The sequence below is a fragment of the Gemmobacter sp. LW-1 genome (assembly GCF_001303875.1).
In the GTDB taxonomy this organism is placed as follows: domain Bacteria; phylum Pseudomonadota; class Alphaproteobacteria; order Rhodobacterales; family Rhodobacteraceae; genus Gemmobacter; species Gemmobacter caeni.
Genome location: NZ_LJSC01000028.1, coordinates 44,873 through 62,187, shown reverse-complemented (window position 1 = coordinate 62,187; position 17,315 = coordinate 44,873). Strand labels below are relative to the sequence as shown.

The 17,315-nt window shown below is 61.8% G+C and carries 30 protein-coding genes; 29 read left to right on the top strand and 1 reads right to left on the bottom strand.

The genetic code is table 11. The features are described from left to right. Window positions 1–6: 6 nt before the first annotated feature. The 22 genes from tuf (at window position 7) to rpmD (ending at window position 11,251) form a co-directional block, all read left to right on the top strand. Complete coding sequence (gene tuf, locus AO684_RS04915; protein ID WP_054301627.1) at window positions 7–1,182, top strand: elongation factor Tu; 1,176 nt, start codon at window positions 7–9, stop codon at window positions 1,180–1,182. A gap of 179 nt (window positions 1,183–1,361) precedes the next feature. After that, the gene (locus AO684_RS04910) at window positions 1,362–1,874 is read left to right on the top strand and encodes a hypothetical protein (protein WP_152968348.1); all 513 of its coding nucleotides are present in this window, start codon (window positions 1,362–1,364) and stop codon (window positions 1,872–1,874) included. A gap of 203 nt (window positions 1,875–2,077) precedes the next feature. Beyond that, window positions 2,078–2,383 carry a 30S ribosomal protein S10 gene (rpsJ, locus tag AO684_RS04905; RefSeq protein WP_054301625.1) on the top strand — a complete coding sequence of 102 codons (306 nt, stop codon included), beginning with the start codon at window positions 2,078–2,080 and terminating at the stop codon, window positions 2,381–2,383. Window positions 2,384–2,398: 15 nt separating this feature from the next. Next, window positions 2,399–3,115 carry a 50S ribosomal protein L3 gene (gene rplC / locus AO684_RS04900; RefSeq protein ID WP_054301624.1) on the top strand — a complete coding sequence of 239 codons (717 nt, stop codon included), beginning with the start codon at window positions 2,399–2,401 and terminating at the stop codon, window positions 3,113–3,115. Beyond that, complete coding sequence (rplD, locus tag AO684_RS04895) at window positions 3,112–3,732, top strand: 50S ribosomal protein L4 (protein WP_054301623.1); 621 nt, start codon at window positions 3,112–3,114, stop codon at window positions 3,730–3,732. Before rplC ends, rplD begins: the two co-directional genes overlap by 4 nt. Continuing rightward, window positions 3,729–4,028, top strand: a complete 300-nt coding sequence (locus AO684_RS04890; RefSeq protein ID WP_054301622.1) for a 50S ribosomal protein L23 — start codon at window positions 3,729–3,731, stop codon at window positions 4,026–4,028. Before rplD ends, AO684_RS04890 begins: the two co-directional genes overlap by 4 nt. Window positions 4,029–4,200: 172 nt before the next feature. Beyond that, window positions 4,201–5,040 carry a 50S ribosomal protein L2 gene (gene rplB, locus AO684_RS04885; protein ID WP_054301621.1) on the top strand — a complete coding sequence of 280 codons (840 nt, stop codon included), beginning with the start codon at window positions 4,201–4,203 and terminating at the stop codon, window positions 5,038–5,040. 3 nt (window positions 5,041–5,043) lie between these two features. Then, the gene (gene rpsS / locus AO684_RS04880; RefSeq protein ID WP_054301620.1) at window positions 5,044–5,322 is read left to right on the top strand and encodes a 30S ribosomal protein S19; all 279 of its coding nucleotides are present in this window, start codon (window positions 5,044–5,046) and stop codon (window positions 5,320–5,322) included. A 3-nt stretch (window positions 5,323–5,325) separates the two neighbouring features. Beyond that, on the top strand, window positions 5,326–5,706 hold the full coding sequence (gene rplV / locus AO684_RS04875) for a 50S ribosomal protein L22 (protein ID WP_054301619.1): 381 nt from the start codon (window positions 5,326–5,328) through the stop codon (window positions 5,704–5,706). Continuing rightward, window positions 5,706–6,416, top strand: coding sequence for a 30S ribosomal protein S3 (gene rpsC / locus AO684_RS04870; protein WP_054301618.1), 711 nt, complete (start codon window positions 5,706–5,708; stop codon window positions 6,414–6,416). Before rplV ends, rpsC begins: the two co-directional genes overlap by 1 nt. 14 nt (window positions 6,417–6,430) lie before the next feature. Continuing rightward, window positions 6,431–6,844 (top strand): 50S ribosomal protein L16, encoded by a 414-nt coding sequence (gene rplP, locus AO684_RS04865; protein WP_054301617.1) that lies wholly within the window; start codon window positions 6,431–6,433, stop codon window positions 6,842–6,844. A gap of 220 nt (window positions 6,845–7,064) precedes the next feature. Beyond that, window positions 7,065–7,265: a 50S ribosomal protein L29 gene (gene rpmC, locus AO684_RS04860; RefSeq protein WP_054301616.1), complete on the top strand. Its 201-nt coding sequence runs from the start codon at window positions 7,065–7,067 to the stop codon at window positions 7,263–7,265. An 11-nt stretch (window positions 7,266–7,276) separates the two neighbouring features. Then, window positions 7,277–7,510, top strand: a complete 234-nt coding sequence (gene rpsQ / locus AO684_RS04855) for a 30S ribosomal protein S17 (protein ID WP_054301615.1) — start codon at window positions 7,277–7,279, stop codon at window positions 7,508–7,510. 85 nt (window positions 7,511–7,595) lie between these two features. Further along, complete coding sequence (gene rplN / locus AO684_RS04850) at window positions 7,596–7,964, top strand: 50S ribosomal protein L14 (protein ID WP_023666245.1); 369 nt, start codon at window positions 7,596–7,598, stop codon at window positions 7,962–7,964. 1 nt (window position 7,965) lies between these two features. Next, on the top strand, window positions 7,966–8,271 hold the full coding sequence (gene rplX, locus AO684_RS04845) for a 50S ribosomal protein L24 (protein WP_054301614.1): 306 nt from the start codon (window positions 7,966–7,968) through the stop codon (window positions 8,269–8,271). Beyond that, window positions 8,271–8,831: a 50S ribosomal protein L5 gene (gene rplE / locus AO684_RS04840; RefSeq protein ID WP_054301613.1), complete on the top strand. Its 561-nt coding sequence runs from the start codon at window positions 8,271–8,273 to the stop codon at window positions 8,829–8,831. Before rplX ends, rplE begins: the two co-directional genes overlap by 1 nt. 18 nt (window positions 8,832–8,849) lie before the next feature. Continuing rightward, entirely contained in the window at window positions 8,850–9,155 is a 306-nt protein-coding gene (gene rpsN, locus AO684_RS04835; protein ID WP_054301612.1) for a 30S ribosomal protein S14, read from the top strand. Between the two features lie 12 nt (window positions 9,156–9,167). Beyond that, the gene (gene rpsH, locus AO684_RS04830) at window positions 9,168–9,566 is read left to right on the top strand and encodes a 30S ribosomal protein S8 (RefSeq protein WP_054301611.1); all 399 of its coding nucleotides are present in this window, start codon (window positions 9,168–9,170) and stop codon (window positions 9,564–9,566) included. 10 nt (window positions 9,567–9,576) lie between these two features. Then, entirely contained in the window at window positions 9,577–10,110 is a 534-nt protein-coding gene (rplF, locus tag AO684_RS04825; RefSeq protein WP_054301610.1) for a 50S ribosomal protein L6, read from the top strand. An 11-nt stretch (window positions 10,111–10,121) separates the two neighbouring features. Next, window positions 10,122–10,481: a 50S ribosomal protein L18 gene (rplR, locus tag AO684_RS04820; RefSeq protein ID WP_054301630.1), complete on the top strand. Its 360-nt coding sequence runs from the start codon at window positions 10,122–10,124 to the stop codon at window positions 10,479–10,481. Window positions 10,482–10,491: 10 nt separating this feature from the next. Continuing rightward, window positions 10,492–11,049, top strand: a complete 558-nt coding sequence (gene rpsE / locus AO684_RS04815) for a 30S ribosomal protein S5 (RefSeq protein ID WP_082400730.1) — start codon at window positions 10,492–10,494, stop codon at window positions 11,047–11,049. Window positions 11,050–11,059: 10 nt separating this feature from the next. Beyond that, a complete protein-coding gene (gene rpmD, locus AO684_RS04810) occupies window positions 11,060–11,251 on the top strand; it encodes a 50S ribosomal protein L30 (protein ID WP_054301608.1) in 192 nt (63 codons plus the stop codon). 50 nt (window positions 11,252–11,301) lie between these two features. On the opposite strand, the gene AO684_RS04805 is transcribed toward rpmD, so the two are convergent. Then, on the bottom strand, window positions 11,302–11,901 hold the full coding sequence (locus tag AO684_RS04805) for a DUF998 domain-containing protein (RefSeq protein ID WP_054301607.1): 600 nt from the start codon (window positions 11,899–11,901) through the stop codon (window positions 11,302–11,304). A 196-nt stretch (window positions 11,902–12,097) separates the two neighbouring features. On the opposite strand from AO684_RS04805, the gene rplO reads away from it, so the two are divergent. The 7 genes from rplO to rplQ all read left to right on the top strand — a co-directional run bounded on the left by rplO (window position 12,098) and on the right by rplQ (window position 17,305). Further along, window positions 12,098–12,577, top strand: a complete 480-nt coding sequence (gene rplO / locus AO684_RS04800; protein ID WP_054301606.1) for a 50S ribosomal protein L15 — start codon at window positions 12,098–12,100, stop codon at window positions 12,575–12,577. Window positions 12,578–12,679: 102 nt separating this feature from the next. Continuing rightward, window positions 12,680–14,038 carry a preprotein translocase subunit SecY gene (secY, locus tag AO684_RS04795; RefSeq protein ID WP_054301605.1) on the top strand — a complete coding sequence of 453 codons (1,359 nt, stop codon included), beginning with the start codon at window positions 12,680–12,682 and terminating at the stop codon, window positions 14,036–14,038. 22 nt (window positions 14,039–14,060) lie between these two features. Further along, window positions 14,061–14,645, top strand: coding sequence for an adenylate kinase (locus AO684_RS04790; RefSeq protein ID WP_054301604.1), 585 nt, complete (start codon window positions 14,061–14,063; stop codon window positions 14,643–14,645). 209 nt (window positions 14,646–14,854) lie between these two features. Beyond that, complete coding sequence (gene rpsM / locus AO684_RS04785) at window positions 14,855–15,223, top strand: 30S ribosomal protein S13 (RefSeq protein ID WP_054301603.1); 369 nt, start codon at window positions 14,855–14,857, stop codon at window positions 15,221–15,223. A 14-nt stretch (window positions 15,224–15,237) separates the two neighbouring features. Further along, window positions 15,238–15,627: a 30S ribosomal protein S11 gene (gene rpsK, locus AO684_RS04780; protein ID WP_054301602.1), complete on the top strand. Its 390-nt coding sequence runs from the start codon at window positions 15,238–15,240 to the stop codon at window positions 15,625–15,627. 115 nt (window positions 15,628–15,742) lie between these two features. Further along, the gene (locus AO684_RS04775; protein WP_054301601.1) at window positions 15,743–16,759 is read left to right on the top strand and encodes a DNA-directed RNA polymerase subunit alpha; all 1,017 of its coding nucleotides are present in this window, start codon (window positions 15,743–15,745) and stop codon (window positions 16,757–16,759) included. Between the two features lie 126 nt (window positions 16,760–16,885). Continuing rightward, a complete protein-coding gene (gene rplQ, locus AO684_RS04770) occupies window positions 16,886–17,305 on the top strand; it encodes a 50S ribosomal protein L17 (RefSeq protein ID WP_054301600.1) in 420 nt (139 codons plus the stop codon). The last annotated feature ends 10 nt before the right edge of the window (window positions 17,306–17,315 follow it).

Sequence of the window (17,315 nt, the reverse complement as noted above, 5' to 3'; positions counted from 1 at the left end):
GCCCCCATGGCAAAGGCAAAGTTTGAACGGAACAAACCGCACGTCAACATTGGCACGATTGGCCACGTTGACCACGGGAAGACGACGCTGACCGCTGCGATCACCAAGTATTTTGGTGAATTCCGCGCCTATGACCAGATTGACGGTGCGCCGGAAGAGCGTGCTCGCGGGATCACGATCTCGACGGCGCACGTTGAGTACGAATCGGATGCGCGTCACTATGCGCACGTCGATTGCCCCGGCCACGCGGACTATGTGAAGAACATGATCACGGGCGCGGCGCAGATGGACGGCGCGATCCTGGTTGTTTCGTCGGCTGACGGCCCGATGCCGCAGACGCGCGAGCACATTCTGCTCGGCCGTCAGGTGGGCATTCCCTACATGGTCGTGTTCATGAACAAGGTGGACCAGGTCGATGACCCGGAGCTGCTGGAACTCGTGGAAATGGAAATCCGCGAACTGCTGTCGTCGTATGACTACCCCGGCGATGACATTCCGATCATCAAGGGCTCGGCTCTGGCGGCGATGAACGGCACCGACAAGGAAATCGGCGAAGACGCGATCCGCGCGCTGATCGCGGCGGTGGACGAATACATCCCGACCCCGGCGCGCGCTGTGGACCAGCCGTTCCTGATGCCGGTCGAAGACGTGTTCTCGATCTCGGGTCGTGGCACGGTGGCCACCGGCCGGATCGAGCGTGGCGTTGTGAAGGTTGGCGAAGAGCTTGAAATCGTGGGGATCCGCGCTTCCAAGAAGACCGTCTGCACCGGCGTCGAGATGTTCCGCAAGCTGCTGGACCAGGGCGAAGCGGGCGACAACGTCGGCCTGCTGCTGCGTGGCGTGGACCGCGACGGGATCGAGCGTGGTCAGGTGCTGTGCAAGCCGGGTTCGGTTAAGCCGCACACCAAGTTCGAAGCGGAAGCCTACATCCTCACCAAAGAGGAAGGTGGCCGTCACACGCCGTTCTTCGCGAACTACCGTCCGCAGTTCTACTTCCGCACGACCGACGTGACCGGGACCGTTGAGCTGCCGGAAGGCACCGAGATGGTGATGCCGGGCGACAACCTGAAGTTCAACGTGTCGCTGATCGCGCCGATCGCGATGGAAGAGAAGCTGCGCTTCGCCATCCGCGAAGGCGGCCGCACCGTCGGCGCCGGCGTGGTGTCGAAGATCATCGAATGATGATCCCGAGACGCGCCCGCAACGGCGGGTCGAAGATCATCAGGTGATCTCGCAGATCCTCTGATCGAAAGGCCGCCCCTCGGGGCGGCCTTTTTCAATTGCCGCCCGTGGCCGCGGTTATGACATACTCCTGCCGTCAGGATCGGGCAGAGCTTTCCCGAATATTCGGGAAAAAGTGCATGCGTCTTGTATTTATGGTTGTGAATGCTTTGAAATATTCGCTGCTGGGCGCGGCGATGTGTTTCATGGGGTATCTCTTTTCATGGAACGGGCTGGTTTTCCTGTTCCAGTCCGATCCGGTGCAGCTGGTGGTGGTGGATTTTCAGTCCCGCAAGGTTCCGTCGCGTACGGAGCCGGATGCGCGTTTCGAATACCGCCCCGTCTTTGCGCTGGCGGGGGCGACCGCGCCGCGGGCGGAATACGCGCAGGCCTATTGGCAGTCGCACAAGATCCATCTGATTGGGGAGGTTGTCCCGGGACGATACAGGCCGGAAACCGGCGAGATGCGCAGCGACAAGGCCGGTGGCAAATGGCTGTGGGGCGGGGTGATGGTGTTCGTGGTCGGGCTGCTGGTCATGATTCAGGCGGTGTTCATTCTGGCTGGGGTGCCGGACCGGCAGATGCCGTTCCGGCTTGGCCTTGGGCGCCGTGGCTTCAGGATGGACATCTTCGGTTTTCCGGGTGATCCGTAGCCGGACGGCCACCGAATTTGGCAGCGTGGACGATTCCACCCTTGCTTTATAGTCGCAGGCGGTCTAAACGCGCCCTCGATGTGAACGGGTCGGTCCCTTGGGGCCGACTCGTTTCTTTCATCCCTGTGCAAGAAACCTACGGAAGAGGGGTTTGGGGGCGGTGCGCCGGCCCGAGACTTCCCGCCGAGCCCAAGGGGCACCATATGAGCCAGACTATCCGTATCAGGCTGAAAGCCTTCGATTACCGTGTGCTGGATGCCAGCACCCAGGAAATCGTCAACACGGCCAAGCGGACCGGCGCGCAAGTGCGCGGCCCGATCCCGCTGCCGAACAAGATCGAGAAATTCACGGTTCTCCGTGGTCCGCACATCGACAAGAAGTCGCGCGACCAGTGGGAAATCCGCACGCACAAGCGTCTTCTCGACATCGTCGATCCGACCCCCCAGACCGTGGACGCGCTGATGAAGCTCGACCTCGCCGCTGGCGTGGACGTCGAGATCAAAGTGTAAGGGGAGGCGAAGCAGATGCGTTCTGGTGTTATCGCCAAGAAGCTGGGCATGACCCGGCTGTTCCTCGAAGACGGCAAGCAGGTTCCTGTGACCGTTCTTCAACTCGACGCCCTGCAAGTGGTCGCGCAGCGTACCGCTGACAAGGATGGCTATACTGCCGTTCAGCTGGGCGCCGGTTCCGCCAAGGCCAAGAACACGACCGCTGCCCAGCGTGGTCACTTCGCGAAAGCGAATGTTGCCCCGAAGCGCAAAGTGGCCGAGTTCCGCGTGTCGGCTGACAACCTGATCGAAGTGGGCGCGGAAATCACCGCTGACCACTATCTCGCAGGTCAGTTCGTTGACATCGCTGGCACCTCGATCGGTAAAGGTTTTGCCGGTGCGATGAAGCGTCACAACTTCGGTGGTCTGCGCGCCTCGCACGGTGTGTCGATCTCGCACCGTTCGCACGGTTCGACCGGCCAGTGCCAGGACCCCGGTAAGGTGTTCAAGGGCAAGAAGATGGCTGGCCATCTGGGTGCCGTGCGTGTGACCACGCAGAACCTGCAAGTCGTGAAGACCGATGCCGACCGTGGCCTGATCCTGGTGAAGGGCGCTGTGCCCGGTTCCAAGGGTGGCTGGGTCACCATCAAGGATGCGGTGAAGAAAGCGGCTCCGGCCGGTCTGCCGCTGCCGGCTGCCATTCGTTCGGCTGCTCCGGCTGCTGAAGCCGCCGTCGAAGGGGGTGAAGCATGAAACTTGATGTGATCAAGCTGGATGGCGGCAAAGCCGGTTCCATCGATCTGGACGAAGCGCTGTTCGGCCTCGAGCCGCGCGCCGATATCCTGCACCGTGTGGTGCGCTGGCAGCGTGCGAAAGCACAGGCTGGCACGCACTCGGTTCTGGGCAAGTCGGACGTGTCCTACTCGACCAAGAAGATCTATCGCCAGAAAGGCACCGGCGGCGCCCGCCACGGTTCCAAGAAGGCGCCGATCTTCCGTCACGGTGGCGTCTACAAGGGCCCGACCCCGCGGTCGCACGCCCATGACCTGCCGAAGAAGTTCCGCGCTCTGGGTCTGCGTCATGCGCTTTCGGCGAAAGCCAAGGCCGGTGAGCTGATCATCGTCGATACGCTGGCCATGGCGGAAGCCAAGACCGCGTTCCTGGCGAAGACGGCGAAGGAACTGGGCTGGAAGCGCGTTCTGATCATCGACGGTGCGGAAGTGAACGAGAACTTCGTCAAGGCCGCCCGCAACATCGAGACCATCGATGTTCTGCCGTCGATGGGTGCCAACGTCTATGACATCCTGCGCCGTGACCAGCTGGTCATCACCAAGGCCGGGATCGAAGCTCTGGAGGCTCGTCTGAAATGACCGCCAAGCCCGAACATTACGACCTGATCAAGAAGCCGATCATCACCGAGAAAACGACCCTCGCGGCCGAAGTCTCGAATGCGGCGACGTTCCTCGTGTCGATGGATGCGACCAAGCCCCAGATCAAGGAAGCCGTTGAGGCCGTCTTTGGTGTGAAGGTGAAGGCCGTGAACACCGTTGTCGCCAAGGGCAAGAACAAGCGCTTCCGCGGCATCGCGGGTGAGCGCTCGGACAAGAAGAAGGCTTATGTGATCCTCGAAGAGGGGAACACTATCGACGTGGCCTCGGGCCTCTGATAGAAGCCGCTACGAATCGCGCGGCCCCGGGATTTCCGGGGCCGCCGGTCTTTTGCGGAATCTGATTTCGCATGTCACCGGGGATCTTCGGAGCCCTTCAACCGCGCGAAAGCGACCTGAAAGCCGCAAGGACCGAGGGGCGTTATGCGCAAGCTAACGGAAGACAGAAAGCATGGCACTCAAGTCGTATAAACCGACGACGCCTGGCCAGCGTGGGCTGGTTCTGATCGACCGTTCGGAGCTGTTCAAAGGCCGTCCGGTCAAAGCCCTCACCGAGGGTCTGACCAAGACGGGTGGCCGTAACAACACCGGACGCGTCACGATGTGGCACAAGGGTGGTGGCGCGAAGCGTCTCTACCGCGTCGTTGACTTCAAGCGTCGCAAGTTCGACGTTCCGGCGGTCGTCGAGCGGATCGAATACGATCCGAACCGCACCGCCTTCATCGCTCTCGTGAAATACAACGATGGCGAACTGGCCTACATCCTCGCTCCGCAGCGTCTGGCCGTGGGTGACACCGTTGTCGCCGGCGCCAAGACCGACGTGAAGCCGGGCAATGCGATGCCCTTCTCGGGCATGCCGATCGGTACGATCGTCCACAACGTCGAGCTGAAGCCCGGCAAGGGCGGCCAGCTGGCCCGCGCTGCCGGCACCTATGCCCAGTTCGTCGGTCGTGACGGTGGCTATGCCCAGATCCGCCTGTCCTCGGGCGAGCTGCGCATGGTGCGTCAGGAATGCATGGCGACCGTCGGTGCCGTGTCGAACCCGGACAACTCGAACCAGAACTTCGGTAAAGCCGGTCGTATGCGCCACAAGGGCGTGCGTCCGACCGTCCGCGGCGTCGCGATGAACCCGATCGACCACCCGCACGGCGGTGGTGAAGGCCGGACCTCGGGCGGCCGTCACCCGGTTACTCCGTGGGGCAAGGGCACCAAGGGCAACCGCACCCGTTCGAACAAGCAGACCGACAAGTATATCGTCCGGTCGCGCCACGCGAAGAAGAAGGGACGCTAATCCATGGCACGTTCTATCTGGAAAGGCCCCTTCGTCGATGCCTACCTGCTGAAGAAAGCAGAGAAGGCGCGCGAGTCGGGCAAGAACGAAGTGATCAAGATCTGGTCGCGTCGCTCGACGATCCTGCCGCAATTCGTGGGTCTGACCTTTGCCGTCTACAACGGCAAGAAGCACATCCCCGTCGCGGTGACCGAAGAAATGATCGGCCAGAAGTTCGGTGAATATTCGCCGACGCGGACCTACTACGGTCACGCGGCCGACAAGAAAGCCAAGAGGAAGTAAGCCATGGGTAAGGAAAAGAATCCGCGCCGCGTGGCGGACAACGAAGCGATGGCGAAAGCCCGCATGCTTCGCACCTCGCCGCAGAAGCTCAATCTGGTTGCCGGCCTGATCCGCGGCAAGAAGGTGGACAAGGCGATTGCCGACCTCACCTTCTCGAAGAAGCGGATTGCGCAGGACGTTCTGAAGTGCCTTCAGTCGGCTGTTGCCAATGCTGAAAACAACCATGGTCTCGACGTTGACGAACTGGTGGTTGCCGAAGCCTGGTGCGGCAAGAACCTGGTGATGAAACGTGGCCGTCCGCGTGCGCGTGGCCGGTTCGGCAAGATCATGAAGCCGTTCTCGGAAATCACCATCAAGGTGCGTCAGAAAGGGGAGACTGCGTAATGGGTCAGAAGGTCAACCCTATCGGGATGCGTCTTCAGGTCAACCGGACCTGGGACAGCCGCTGGTTCGCCGATTCGAAAGATTACGGCGATCTGCTGCTCGAAGATCTCAAGATGCGCGACTTCATCCATGAGGAAGTCAAGCAGGCCGGGATCTCGAAAGTGATCATCGAACGTCCGCACAAGAAGTGCCGCGTGACCATTCACGCTGCGCGTCCGGGCGTCATCATCGGCAAGAAAGGCGCGGACATCGAGACGCTTCGCAAGAAGCTGTCGAAGTTCACGGCTTCGGAACTGCACCTGAACATCGTCGAAGTCCGCAAGCCGGAGCTCGACGCGCAACTGGTGGCCGAATCGATCGCTCAGCAGATGGAACGTCGCGTTTCCTTCCGTCGCGCCATGAAGCGTGGCGTGCAGAACGCGATGCGTCTGGGTGCCCTCGGCATCCGTGTGAACGTCTCGGGCCGTCTGGGCGGCGCGGAAATCGCGCGGACCGAATGGTATCGTGAAGGCCGCGTGCCGCTGCACACCCTGCGCGCCGACATCGACTATGCGCTGTCGGAAGCCAAGACCCCTTACGGGATCATCGGTGTGAAGGTCTGGGTCTTCAAAGGCGAGATCCTTGAGCACGACCCGCAAGCGCATGACCGTCGTCTGTCGGAAGAGACCCCGTCTCCGCGTCCGCAGCGCCGCGACCGCGAGCGCGCGTAAGGGAGTAGAGAAAGATGCTGCAACCGAAACGGACGAAGTTCCGCAAACAGCACAAGGGCCGGATCCACGGCGAAGCCAAGGGCGGTTTCGCCCTGAACTTCGGCACCTTCGGCCTGAAGGCAACCGAGCCGGAGCGTGTGACCGCGCGCCAGATCGAAGCTGCCCGTCGTGCGATCACCCGCCACATGAAGCGTCAGGGTCGCGTCTGGATCCGCATTTTCCCGGATGTTCCGGTTTCGTCGAAACCGACCGAAGTGCGGATGGGTAAAGGCAAGGGCTCGATCGACTACTGGGCGTGCAAGGTGAAGCCGGGCCGCGTGATGTTCGAGATCGACGGCGTGTCCGAAGTCATCGCCCGCGAGGCCCTGCGCCTCGGCGCGATGAAGCTGCCGGTCACCTCGCGCATCGTGGTTCGCGAAGACTGGTAATCCCGGTCTGACCCGAAAGATTGAAAGCCCCCGGTCCGAAAGGCCGGGGGCTTTTGCTTGCGGCAAAGTTTCCCTTGCCCTTGCAGGCCCCCTCCGGTAAGGAACCGCATCCTGCGGATTCCGGGTGACCGGAGATTCGCGGATTTGTCATTGATCCGCCAGGGTAACGGTTACCCCATAAAACAGGGGCCGTCTGGCGATTGTGAAAAGGAACAGGCGTATGACCGCCAAGGAACTGAAGGCCAAGGCGCCTGCCGAGCTGCGCGAGCAGCTCGTGGCGCTGAAGAAGGAAGCGTTCAACCTGCGCTTCCAGCAGGCGACCGGCCAGCTTGAGAACACCGCCCGCATGCGTGCCGTCCGCAAGGAAGTCGCCCGCATCATGACGGTTCTGAACCAGCAAGCTGCTGAAGCTGCGAACTGAGGAGTAGGCACATGCCCAAGCGTATCCTGCAAGGTGTCGTCACCTCGGACAAGAACGAACAGACCATCACCGTTCTGGTTGAGCGTCGCTTCAAGCACCCGCTTCTGCAAAAGACCGTGCGGAAGTCGAAGAAATATCGCGCTCACGACGCGGATAACAAGTTCAAGGTCGGTGACACCGTGCGCATTGAAGAATGCGCGCCGATCTCGAAGACGAAGCGCTGGACGGTGGTGGCCGAGGCCTGAGAAGGCTCCGGTCCCATCGTTCAGTCATCTGAACGAAACCCTGGGGCGGTGCTGATCAGCCGCTCCAAAGGTCGGGAGAAACCAAATGATCCAGATGCAGACCAATCTGGATGTTGCTGACAACTCCGGCGCTCGCCGGGTTCAGTGCATCAAGGTTCTGGGCGGCTCGCACCGCCGCTACGCATCCGTGGGCGACATCATCGTGGTGTCGGTCAAGGAGGCGATTCCGAAGGGTCGCGTGAAGAAGGGTGACGTCCGCAAGGCCGTCGTCGTTCGCACCGCCAAGGAAGTCCGTCGTGAAGACGGCACCTCGATCCGCTTCGACCGCAATGCCGCCGTCATCCTGAACAACCAGGGCGAACCGGTCGGCACCCGTATCTTCGGGCCGGTCGTGCGCGAACTGCGTGCCAAGAACTTCATGAAGATCATCTCGCTGGCGCCGGAGGTGCTGTGATATGGCTGCGAAGCTGAAAAAAGGCGACACGGTTGTCGTGCTGACTGGCAAGGACAAGGGCAAGCAGGGCGAGATCACCTCGGTGAACCCGTCGGCGAACAAGGCCGTTGTCGAGGGCGTGAACATCGCCATCCGCCACACCAAGCAATCGGCCTCGTCGCAGGGCGGCCGCATCGCCAAGGCGATGCCGATCGACCTGTCGAACCTCGCCATCGTTGACAAGAACGGCAAGGCCACCCGCGTCGGCTTCCGCATGGAAGACGGCAAGAAAGTGCGCTTCGCCAAGACCACGGGGGACGTGATCTGATGCTTGACGCTGCCGAATACACCCCGCGTCTGAAGGCCGAGTTCAAAACCCGAATCCGCGCCGCGCTGAAAGAAGAATTCAGCTACAAGAACGACATGCAGATCCCGCGTCTGGACAAGATCGTGATCAACATGGGCGTTGGCGAAGCGGTGAAGGACACCAAGAAGGTGAAAGCCGCCGCCGAGCAGTTGACGGCGATTGCCGGTCAGAAGGCTGTCATCACCCACGCCAAGAAGTCGATCGCCGGCTTCCGTGTTCGGGAAGAGATGCCGCTGGGCTGCAAGGTGACCCTGCGCGGTGACCGCATGTATGAATTCCTCGACCGTCTCATCAACGTCGCGCTGCCGCGCGTCCGCGACTTCCGCGGCGTCAAGGGCACGTCGTTCGATGGCCGTGGCAACTATGCCATGGGGCTGAAAGAGCAGATCGTGTTCCCCGAAATCGAGTTCGACAAGATCGACGACGTTCTGGGCATGGACATCATCATCTGCACCAACGCCAAGACCGACGCTGAAGCGAAGTCGCTGCTCAAGCACTTCAACATGCCGTTCTCCAGCTGATCGCGCGAGGAAATCATTATGGCTAAAAAATCCATGATCGAACGCGAGAAGAAGCGTCAGCATCTGGTGGACGTCTACGCCGCCAAGCGCGCTGCTCTCAAAGAGATCATCTCGAACCAGGACCTGCCCGTTGCCGAGCGTTTCGCAGCGGCACAGAAGCTGGCCCAACTGCCCCGCAACTCGTCGGCGACCCGGCTGCACAACCGCTGCCAGCTCACCGGCCGTCCCCATGCTTACTATCGTAAGCTGAAACTGTCGCGGATCATGCTGCGCGAGCTGGCCTCCTTCGGCCAGATCCCGGGCATGGTCAAGTCGAGCTGGTAAGGAGGAGCGACCATGTCTGTGAACGATCCTCTCGGCGATATGCTGACCCGCATCCGCAACGCTCAGGCGCGCGGTAAATCGACTGTCTCGACCCCGGCCTCGAAGCTTCGCGCCTGGGTTCTGGATGTGCTGGCCTCGGAAGGTTACATCCGTGGTTACGAGCGTGCCTCGACCGACAATGGTCAGGGCGAGCTGGTGATCTCGCTGAAGTATTTCGAAGGCGAGCCGGTCATCCGTGAACTGAAGCGCGTGTCGAAACCCGGCCGTCGCGTCTACATGGGCGTCAAGGAAATCCCGTCGGTCCGCAATGGCCTGGGCGTTTCCATCGTGTCGACCCCCAAGGGCGTGATGTCCGATGCAGCTGCACGTTCCGCCAATGTTGGCGGCGAAGTGCTCTGCACCGTGTTCTGAGGAGGGTTAGATGTCTCGTATCGGCAAAAAACCCGTCGCGCTTCCCAAGGGCGTCTCGGCCGAAATCAAAGGCCAGTCGATCGAAGTGAAGGGGCCGAAAGGCACCCGTTCCTTCACCGCGACCGACGATGTGACCCTGTCGCTGGAAGACGGCGCTGTGAAGGTGACCCCGCGCGGCACCTCCAAGCGTGCGCGCCAGCAGTGGGGCATGGCCCGCTCGATGGTCGAAAACCTCGTCATCGGCGTGACCGACGGCTTCAAGAAAGAGCTCGAAATTCAGGGCGTGGGTTACCGCGCCGCGATGCAGGGCAATATCCTGAAACTGTCGCTTGGCTATTCGCATGAAGTGAACTTCGAAGTGCCTCAGGGCGTGACCGTCACGTCCCCGAAGCAGACCGAAATCGTTGTGGAAGGCATCGACCAGCAACTCGTTGGCCAGGTCGCTGCGAACATCCGTGAGTGGAAACGTCCCGAGCCCTACAAGGGCAAAGGCATCCGCTACAAGGGTGAGTTCATCTTCCGCAAGGAAGGCAAGAAGAAGTAAGGGTGGCGAAAATGGCGAACAACAAAAGAGAGCTGTTCCTCAAGCGCCGCCTGCGCGTCCGGAACAAACTGAAGGCGATGTCCGCTGGACGCGCCCGCCTGTCTGTGCACCGCTCGTCGAAGAACATCAGCGTTCAGCTGATCGACGACGTGCGCGGCGTGACGCTCGCTTCGGCTTCGACGCTGGAGAAAGAGCTGGGCTTCGTGGGCAAGAACAACGTGGAGGCCGCCGCGAAGGTGGGCGCCACGATTGCGGAACGTGCCAAGGCGGCCGGTGTCGAAGAGTGCTACTTCGACCGCGGTGGTTTCCTCTTTCACGGGAAGATCAAGGCCTTGGCCGATGCTGCCCGTGAAGGCGGCCTGAAGTTCTAAGGAGACGATGATGGCAGAACGTGAAAACCGCCGGGAACGCCGCGCCGAGCGCGAGGAAACCCCGGAATTCGCCGATCGTCTCGTGGCGATCAACCGCGTGTCGAAAACCGTGAAAGGCGGCAAACGCTTCGGCTTTGCTGCACTCGTGGTTGTCGGCGACCAGCGCGGCCGTGTGGGCTTCGGCAAGGGCAAGGCGAAAGAAGTGCCCGAGGCGATCCGCAAGGCGACCGAGCAGGCCAAGCGCTCGCTCGTTCGCGTGCCGCTGAAGGACTCGCGCACCCTGCACCACGACATGGAAGGCCGTCATGGCGCCGGTCGTGTTGTGATGCGCGCGGCTGTTCCCGGTACCGGGATCATCGCCGGTGGTCCGATGCGCGCCGTGTTCGAGATGCTGGGCATCCAGGACGTGGTGGCGAAGTCGCTGGGTTCGCAGAACCCCTACAACATGATCCGCGCGACCATCGACGGTCTGAAGCAGGAATCGAGCCCCCGTCAGGTCGCGCAGCGTCGCGGCAAGAAAGTGGCCGACATCCTGAAGAAGCCCGAAGATGAAGCTGTCGAGGCGTAAGGAGTAGACCATGGCCAAGAAAACCATCGTCGTGCAGCAAGTGGCTTCGGCCGCGCGCCGCCCCGCCATCCAGACCGCGACGCTGAAGGGCCTCGGCCTGAACAAGCTGCGCCGCACCCGTGAACTGGAGGACACTCCGGCGGTTCGCGGCATGGTCAACAAGATCTCGCATCTTGTGAAAATCATCGAAGAGCGCGGCTGATCGTTACGCATCCGAGATCGGAAACGCCCCGCCCAACCGGCGGGGCGTTTTCATTGCGCGCCATGTGGTGCCAGTGCCATTCCAAGGGCAAAGAGACCAAGCCACAGTGCCGAGCTGAACAGATAAAGCCGCTCCAGCAGTCCAAAGATCCTGTGGCGCAGCGCGTGAACGAGGCAGACCGCGACCCCGAGCAGCGATGCCGTCACGACCCAGTAAAGCGCGCCAAGCAGGTGGCGGAACGCAGCGGGCGGCAGGCTTTCCGCATCGGGAAACAGGTCGTCGATGGCGATATACGCCAGCGCGAAATTGGCAACTGCGAAGGCCAGGTGCAGCCTGCCCGTGCGGCTTGACGGCTCGCCCTCGATATCCGTCGGATAGGCCACCACGCCCAGCGGCAGAGCGGCCATGCCCAGAAGGCACAGACCGGCGCGCAGGGTGAAGCGGCCGTCTTCCAGCACGGCAGCGGCGAGCAGACTGCTCGCGGCGATCCCCGCCACCGCATAGCCGACAAACAACGGATGCGACGGCCCGATACCATAATCGCTGAGGGCCTGCCGGATCGGGCTGTAATCGCCGCGCAGATGCAGCGCCGAAAACAGGATGATGACGGCCAGATAAGCCAGAGCTGATGCAAGGTAGAGACTGGACATCCGGCCCTCCCGCGTCCGTCCTGTCTCATAGAAAGGGCAGGGGCGGCCAAGGTCAAGTTTCGGGCGCGAAAGCTTGCGTGACGCAGGAATGACGTCTATACGCCCCCGGTGGCGTCCACGCCACGAGAATCACCATCATATGCCGTGTGTGCCCCTCTGTCGCTTGTGGGGGCATTTCCGGCCAAGGAGAAGCGACATGAAACTGAATGAACTGCGCGACAACGAAGGCGCGGCCCGCAAGCAGAAGCGCGTTGCGCGCGGCCCGGGTTCGGGCAAGGGCAAGACCGCCGGTCGTGGTATCAAGGGTCAGAAATCGCGTTCGGGCGTTGCTCTGGGCGGCTACGAAGGCGGCCAGATGCCGCTTTACCGTCGTCTGCCGAAGCGCGGCTTCAACAAGCCGAACGCCAAGCACTATGCCGTTGTGAACCTCGGTCTGATCGAGAAGTTCATCGAGGCTGGCAAGCTGGACGCCAAGGCCGAGATCACCGAAGACATGCTGGTTGCTGCCGGCGTCACCTCGCGCAAGCGTGACGGTATCCGCGTTCTGGCCAAGGGCGAGATCAAGTCGAAAGTCACGCTGACCGTCACCGGCGCCTCGCAGGCTGCCATCGACGCGGTCGCCAAGGCTGGCGGCAAGCTCAGCGTGGCGGAAGCTGCGGCGGCTGCGGCGGAATAAAGGTTGTGAGCGGTCGCCAGACCGCTTACATCGGTGCAGAGTTTTCCCGCGCCGCCGACCGGAAAACCCCGGTTCGGCGGCGCAATCATGAAAGACACGGGCATGGCATCTGCTGCAGAGCAAATGGCGGCGAACCTCAGCTGGGGCGCCCTTGGCAAGGCCACGGACCTTCGCCAACGCATCTTCTTCACCATCGGCCTTCTGATCGTCTATCGTCTGGGCACCTACATCCCCGTGCCGGGGATCGACGGTCAGGCGCTGCGCGAGTTCATGTCGGGAGTTTCGGCCGGTCTGGGCGGCATTCTGAACATGTTCACCGGCGGCGCGATCAGCCGTATGGGCATCTTTGCGCTTGGCATCATGCCCTATATCTCGGCCTCGATCATCGTTCAGCTTCTGGCGGCCATGGTGCCCGCGCTGGAGCAGCTGAAGAAAGAGGGCGAGCAAGGCCGCAAGAAGATGAACCAGTATACGCGCTACGGCACCGTGGCGCTGGCGCTGTTTCAGGCCTGGGGGATTGCGGTCAGTCTTGAGGCCGGGGATCTCGCGCATGATCCGGGGCTGTTCTTCAAGCTGTCGGTCGTGGTGACGCTGGTAGGCGGCACGATGTTCCTGATGTGGCTGGGCGAGCAGATCACCGCGCGCGGCATCGGCAACGGCACCTCGCTCATCATCTTCGTCGGCATCGTGGCCGAAATTCCCGCTGCGCTGGCACAATTCTTCAGCCAGGGCCGTTCGGGTGCGATCTCGCCCGGCGTCATCATCGGTGTGATCGTGATGGTCGTCGTCGTGATCGCCTTTGTGGTGTTCATGGAACGCGCCCTGCGCAAGATCCATATCCAGTATCCGCGCCGTCAGGTCGGGATGAAGATTTATGACGGCGGCTCGTCGCACCTGCCGGTCAAGGTCAACCCGGCGGGCGTGATCCCGGCGATCTTTGCCTCGTCGCTGCTGCTGCTGCCGACCACCATCGCCGCCTTCTCGGGGCAGGGGACGGGGCCGGTGATGTCGACCATCCTCGCCTATTTCGGGCCGGGGCAGCCGCTGTATCTGCTGTTCTTCACGTCGATGATCGTGTTCTTCGCCTATTTCTACACCTTCAACGTGTCGTTCAAGGTGGATGACGTGGCCGAGAACCTGAAGAACCAGAACGGTTTCGTGCCCGGAATCCGCCCCGGCAAGAAGACCGAGGAATATCTGGAATATGTCGTGAACCGGGTTCTCGTGCTCGGTGCCGCCTATCTGGCCTTCGTCTGCCTGCTGCCCGAGATCATCCGCCATCAGCTTTCGATCCCCTTCTACTTTGGTGGGACTTCCGTGCTGATCGTGGTTTCGGTGACGATGGATACGATCAACCAGATCCAGTCGCATCTGCTGGCGCACCAGTATGAAGGGCTGATCGAAAAATCGCAGCTTCGCGGCCGAAAGCGCAGCGGGGCCAAGACGCCGACGCGTCGCTAAAATACACGAGGGACAGCACACCATGGTCAATATCATCCTTCTGGGACCGCCGGGCGCAGGCAAGGGTACGCAAGCCAAGCGGCTGGTGGACGAACGGAACATGGTGCAGCTGTCGACCGGCGACATGCTGCGCGAGGCCAAGACCTCGGGCACCGAGATGGGCCGTCGCGTCGCCGAAGTGATGGACAAGGGGCAACTGGTGACGGACGAGATCGTCATCGGGCTGATCGAGGAGAAGATGGCGGGCCCGGCGGGCGGCGGCTTCATCTTCGACGGCTTCCCGCGCACCCTCGCGCAGGCCGATGCCTTGGGTGCGCTGCTGGCGCGCACCGGGCAGAAGCTGGACGCGGTGATCGAGCTGGTGGTGGATGATGAGGCACTGGTTGCCCGTATCGTCCGCCGGGCCGAGGAAGCGGCGGCGGCGGGTCAGCCCGTCCGCGCCGACGATAACCCCGAGGTTTTTGCTGGTCGTCTGCGCGAGTATTATAAGAAGACCGCGCCGCTTCTGGGCTACTACTATGCCAAGGGCGACCTGAAGCAGGTGGATGGCATGGCCCCGATGGCGGATGTCGGCGTGGCAATTGCGAAACTGCTTGACAGCAAGTGAAACTTTCCTCCGACGCCTTGACGGGCGTCTGAAAACCCCCTAAGCCACGGCGTCCCGAAAGGGAATCGTCCGTGGCTTTCGTTTTCCGTATAGGAGAATCGGTCAGGGGCTCTCGAACCGGGCGGCTGTTAATGCACTCCTCAGGCCGCACCGGAGTTGTGAAAAAAGGTTCTGGCATTACGGAACCGCAACAATGAAGGAAGATACGCGTGGCACGTATTGCTGGCGTCAACATCCCGACCGGGAAGCGCGTCCCGATCGCACTCCAATACATCCATGGCATCGGCGCTTTCTATGCCGAGCAGATCTGCGAAGCCCTGAAGATCGACCGCGCCCGTCGCGTGAACGAACTGACGGATGCCGAAGTTCTGGCCATCCGTGAATACATCGACGCCAACTTCACCGTTGAAGGCGACCTGCGCCGTGAAGTGTCGATGAACATCAAGCGCCTGATGGACCTCGGCTGCTACCGCGGCCTGCGTCACCGTCGGAACCTGCCGGTTCGCGGTCAGCGCACCCACACCAACGCCCGTACCCGCAAGGGCCCGGCGAAGCCGATCGCCGGCAAGAAGAAGTAAGGGGAGGGTGAGACATGGCTCGTGACAAGACCCGCATGAAGCGGAAAGAGCGCAAGAACATCGCTGCTGGCGTTGTTCATGTGAACTCCTCGTTCAACAACACCAAAATCCTGATCTCTGACGTCCAGGGCAACGCGATCTCGTGGTCGTCCTCGGGCACCATGGGCTTCAAGGGTTCGCGCAAATCGACCCCCTACGCCGCCCAGATGGCCGCTGAGGACGCTGCCCGCAAGGCGCAGGAACATGGCATGAAGACCGTCGAGGTTGAAGTGCAGGGTCCGGGTTCGGGCCGCGAATCGGCGCTGCGCGCGCTGGCCGCGGTTGGCCTGACCATCACCTCGATCCGCGACGTGACCCCGCTGGCGCACAACGGTTGCCGCCCGCCCAAGCGTCGTCGCGTCTGACGCATGAGTTTCGATCGGGCCGCGCCATGTTTGCGCGGCCCGGTTTCGTATTTCTGAACCTCGGGCGTTTTCCGCTTCTTGGTCATGGGCGGAAAACAGGAATGGAGGCGAAAGCATGATCCACAAGAATTGGGCGGAACTGATCAAGCCGACGCAGCTTGTCGTGAAGCCGGGGCCTGATGCCTCGCGCACCGCGACGGTTGTCGCGGAACCGCTGGAACGTGGCTTCGGCCTGACGCTGGGCAATGCGCTGCGCCGCGTGCTGATGTCGTCGCTGCAGGGCGGCGCGATCACCGCCGTCCAGATCGACAATGTTCTGCACGAGTTTTCCAGCGTTGCGGGCGTTCGTGAGGACGTCACCGACATCGTGCTGAACCTCAAGGGCGTGTCGCTGAAGATGGAAGTCGAGGGGCCGAAGCGCCTGTCGATCTCGGCCAAGGGGCCGGGCGTCGTGACCGCTGCCGATATTTCGGAGTCGAATGGCATCGAAGTCCTGAACAAGGACCATGTGATCTGCCACCTCGACGACGGTGCCGATGTCTACATGGAACTGACGGTGAATACCGGCAAGGGTTATGTCTCGGCCGACAAGAACAAGCCGGAAGACGCGCCGATCGGCCTCATCGCCATCGACGCCATCTTCTCTCCGGTCAAGAAAGTCAGCTACGAAGTGCAGCCGACCCGCGAAGGTCAGGTGCTGGACTATGACAAGCTGACCATGAAGATCGAAACCAACGGCGGCCTGACCCCCGAGGATGCCGTGGCTTATGCCGCGCGTATTCTTCAGGATCAGCTGGCCATCTTCGTGAACTTCGACGAGCCGGAATCGGCTTCGCGGAGCGAAGTGGAAGACGGGCTGGAATTCAACCCGCTGCTGCTGAAGAAGGTCGACGAGCTGGAGCTGTCGGTCCGTTCGGCGAACTGCCTGAAGAACGACAACATCGTCTATATCGGCGATCTGATCCAGAAAACCGAAGCCGAGATGCTGCGCACCCCGAACTTCGGCCGCAAGTCGCTGAACGAGATCAAGGAAGTGCTCTCGGGCATGGGTCTGCACCTTGGCATGGATGTCGAGGACTGGCCGCCGGAGAACATCGAAGATCTGGCCAAGCGCTTCGAAGACCAGTTCTGAGGTTAAAGGGGGGCGGTAACGCCCTCCTGCAATGCCCGCACTGGCGGGGAACCCTGGGCAATTCCGCCCCAACGACGCGGCCCCAACGCAGGGCTGCAACACAAAGCAAAACCGTAGGAGACCACCATGCGTCACGCTCGCGGCTACCGCCGTCTGAACCGCACCCACGAACACCGCAAGGCGCTGTTCGCCAATATGTCCGGCTCGCTCATCGAGCACGAGCAGATCAAGACCACCCTTCCGAAAGCGAAGGAACTGCGTCCGATCATCGAGAAGCTGATCACGCTGGCGAAGCGCGGCGATCTGCACGCCCGTCGTCAGGCTGCTGCCCAGCTGAAAGAAGACAAGCACGTTGCGCGCCTGTTCGACATCCTCGGCCCGCGCTACAAGGACCGCCAGGGCGGCTACGTCCGTATCCTGAAAGCCGGTTTCCGCTATGGCGACATGGCACCGATGGCGATCATCGAATTCGTGGATCGTGACCCCTCGGCCAAAGGCGCTGCCGACCGCGCCCGCGCTGAGGCCGAAGAGGCTGCGGAGGACTGATCCTCCCGCC